Raw genomic sequence first — 2,744 nt, forward strand, 5'->3', positions numbered from 1 at the left:
TGTGGCATTTACAGGAGAAAGTTACAGATTAAAGAACGCTCTTTCATCTGTAAAGTCAACTGATGGAATTTAAAGAAATCTGTGCTGCAAGCCTATGTATTTTTCGCTGCAATTCTCTGCACTTTTTGCTTGCAAAAAACAGGAGTGAAGCCCTAGGTAAGGAACAAACGAAAAAAATATACATATCCAATGGTGCGCACGAGGAAGGCTAGGTTTCAAACGCAAATTTGTTAGATGTTAATTTTAGCTTCGACGGGGTTGAACCAAGAGGGATTGACGCCTTTTTTGGACCTGGAAATTGATTTTAATATTGTTAAAACAAGTATGAAAAAAGGAGAAAAGTATTCTCAAACATTAAGTGGCGTTAATCTGGAAAAGGGAAAATATGATGCATATGTTCAAACTTCACATTTCTCGGCTGAGGAGTTTGGCGGTAAACGAAAAGCCGTTCCAAAAATAACTCCGGAACGGCTTTGTCTATTATTTGTCAGAATCTGATACTTTCACGATCGCTTTTCCAAGATTAGCGCCTTTGAATAGATCTAGGAATGCGTCAATTGTATTCTCGAAGCCTTCTGTAACCGTTTCGTCATACTTCAATTTACCTTCTAAAAGCCAGCCGGCCAATTCTTTTGCTCCTTCGCCAAAGCGGGACGAATAGTTTCCGATAGTGAATCCTTGCATCAATGAACTTGTCTTAATTAAGTACCCTTGGACCCGTGGCCCTACATCTGGCTCTGCCTGGTTATATGCCGATATCGCTCCGCAGACAGGAATCCTTGCGAAGTTGTTCAATAGAGGGAAGATCGCATCGGAAATCTCTCCACCTACGTTCTCAAAATAGACATCAATCCCTTCAGGACATGCTTCTTTTAGAGCGGTGCCTACATTCTGTGTATTGTAGTTAATTGCAGCATCAAATCCAAGGTCATCTAGAAGATAACGAACCTTCTCATCCGAACCAGCAATGCCAACGACCCTTGCACCTTTGATTTTTGCGATTTGACCCACGATGGAACCGACAGCTCCTGCGGCACCGGATACAACAACTGTTTCACCAGCTTTCGGCTTGCCGATATCCAATAAGCCAAAGTATGCCGTAAGACCGGTCATGCCTAATACACTTAAGTAGGCGGAGACTGGTGCCAGATTCGGGTCAATTTTACGAACAGTATTTTCTTTAGCAATCGAGAATTCCTGCCAGCCTAATGACCCTATAACGAAATCGCCAACTTCAAAGAGGTCTGACTGTGACTCCACTACTTTTCCGATTACACCACTTGAAATAGCTTCGTTCAATTTGAATGGCGGGATATAGGATTTGGTATCATTCATTCGACCTCGCAAATAAGGATCGACCGAAATATAAAGAGTCTGTAAAAGTATTTCACCTTTTGCTGGTTTCTCTATAGGTACTTCCACAAATTCAAAATGATCATATGTAGGTACTCCAGTTGGTCTCTTTTTAAGCTGTATTTGCTTTTGAATAGTAATCATCCTTCCTAAATGTTTTCTAGCCTTAATATACAGGAAATAAGAGTTCATTCAAATCCATATGATTTTTCAAGGTGGTGTTCATTTAGTTTTTAACTTACATTATTCATCAATAGGTCTATTTAAGTAAGATTAAACCGTTTAAAGATTTAGAGAAACAACAAGTAATCGGTATTGTCACATACAAAGAAAAAACTTATATGACCGTTTTTGTTGATCTTAAAACAGATACTGTACAAGTTCAAGGGGATGTTGATGATTTGGGAGACTTAAGTATGGATACAGATTCTTATGTAGATATGTTCAAACATCAGGCTGAATTTTTTATTGAGAACAATATTTCTAATCCGAAAGAGTATTATGATAAATTGATAAATGGTTAGTTTTAATCACACGGTTGAAAAGTGGTTTGAGAGTTGTAGATACAACAAACCACCATACGCTTATTGAAGTAAAGATACAGTTTATTCCTTTAAGAAGACATTTTGTAAAAAACTAAAGTTATAGAGGCGGAGGACAAAAATTGAAATGTTCTAAATGCAATAAAGAAAATAATAGCTATATAACAAGATGTAAGTATTGCGACAATAGACTTATACCTTTAGAAACAAATAGAAAAGAATTAAAGTATTGTGACTGTGGTTGTCCAGTACCATTAACAAACGGAAAGGGATATTGTGTAAATTGTAAAGAAGATGTAGGTGGTTTTAAACTTTTTTAATAAATATTAGGGTTGTCATTTTGTGCTTCAACACTCTAGATTAACAAGTGTTAATGGAGTTTTTCTCTGCATATTAAACTAAAGGGAGCGAAAATCAGAAAGGCCTAAGGCTCTTATTGTAAAATATCCTTATTAAACATAAGGGTCAGTTTACTTCCAAAAAGAAAATTCTCTGTAAATGTTGAATATACACAAATGATGAGGTCTTTATATAAAACGGATAATAAGTCAAAATCTATTCAAAAAATACTTAGTAAAGATTAGGAGGTGTATTCCATAAAACTGAAGAAGTTGTATTTAGTATTCATATGTATTGTAGGTATAGTTAGCTTTGTAGTTTGGTATTCAGTACCCAAAGAAATCAATCAAGCATTTGACGGAATTGTTTACGGAGTTGGAAGTAAAAGCAATCAAATAAATAAAGAAGTTACAATTACAATTAAAGGTAAATTGTATAGAAAAATTTTTAACCACGATCGATTTAAAGGTACTATTGATATAAAAGGAGAGGTGCCGACAAATATAATAC

Annotated in this window: 4 protein-coding genes; 3 read left to right on the plus strand and 1 reads right to left on the minus strand. The window is 35.8% G+C overall.

Annotation, left to right across the window (positions count from 1 at the left end):
* Positions 1-285 precede the first annotated feature (285 nt).
* A complete protein-coding gene (locus tag ACH0QE_RS06195) occupies positions 286-498 on the plus strand; it encodes a hypothetical protein (protein ID WP_415799822.1) in 213 nt (70 codons plus the stop codon).
* On the opposite strand, the gene ACH0QE_RS06200 is transcribed toward ACH0QE_RS06195, so the two are convergent.
* Positions 481-1,497: an NADP-dependent oxidoreductase gene (locus tag ACH0QE_RS06200; RefSeq protein ID WP_415799823.1), complete on the minus strand. Its 1,017-nt coding sequence runs from the start codon at positions 1,495-1,497 to the stop codon at positions 481-483. The genes ACH0QE_RS06195 and ACH0QE_RS06200 overlap by 18 nt on opposite strands.
* 197 nt (positions 1,498-1,694) lie before the next feature.
* Between ACH0QE_RS06200 and ACH0QE_RS06205 the strand changes: the two genes are divergently transcribed.
* Positions 1,695-1,877 carry a hypothetical protein gene (locus ACH0QE_RS06205; protein ID WP_415799824.1) on the plus strand — a complete coding sequence of 61 codons (183 nt, stop codon included), beginning with the start codon at positions 1,695-1,697 and terminating at the stop codon, positions 1,875-1,877.
* A 629-nt stretch (positions 1,878-2,506) separates the two neighbouring features.
* On the plus strand, positions 2,507-2,744 hold a 238-nt coding region (locus ACH0QE_RS06210), incomplete at its 3' end, for a hypothetical protein (protein WP_415799825.1).

Origin of the sequence: Mesobacillus sp., assembly GCF_047739415.1 — a bacterium.
Taxonomy (GTDB): Bacteria; Bacillota; Bacilli; order Bacillales; family Cytobacillaceae; genus Mesobacillus.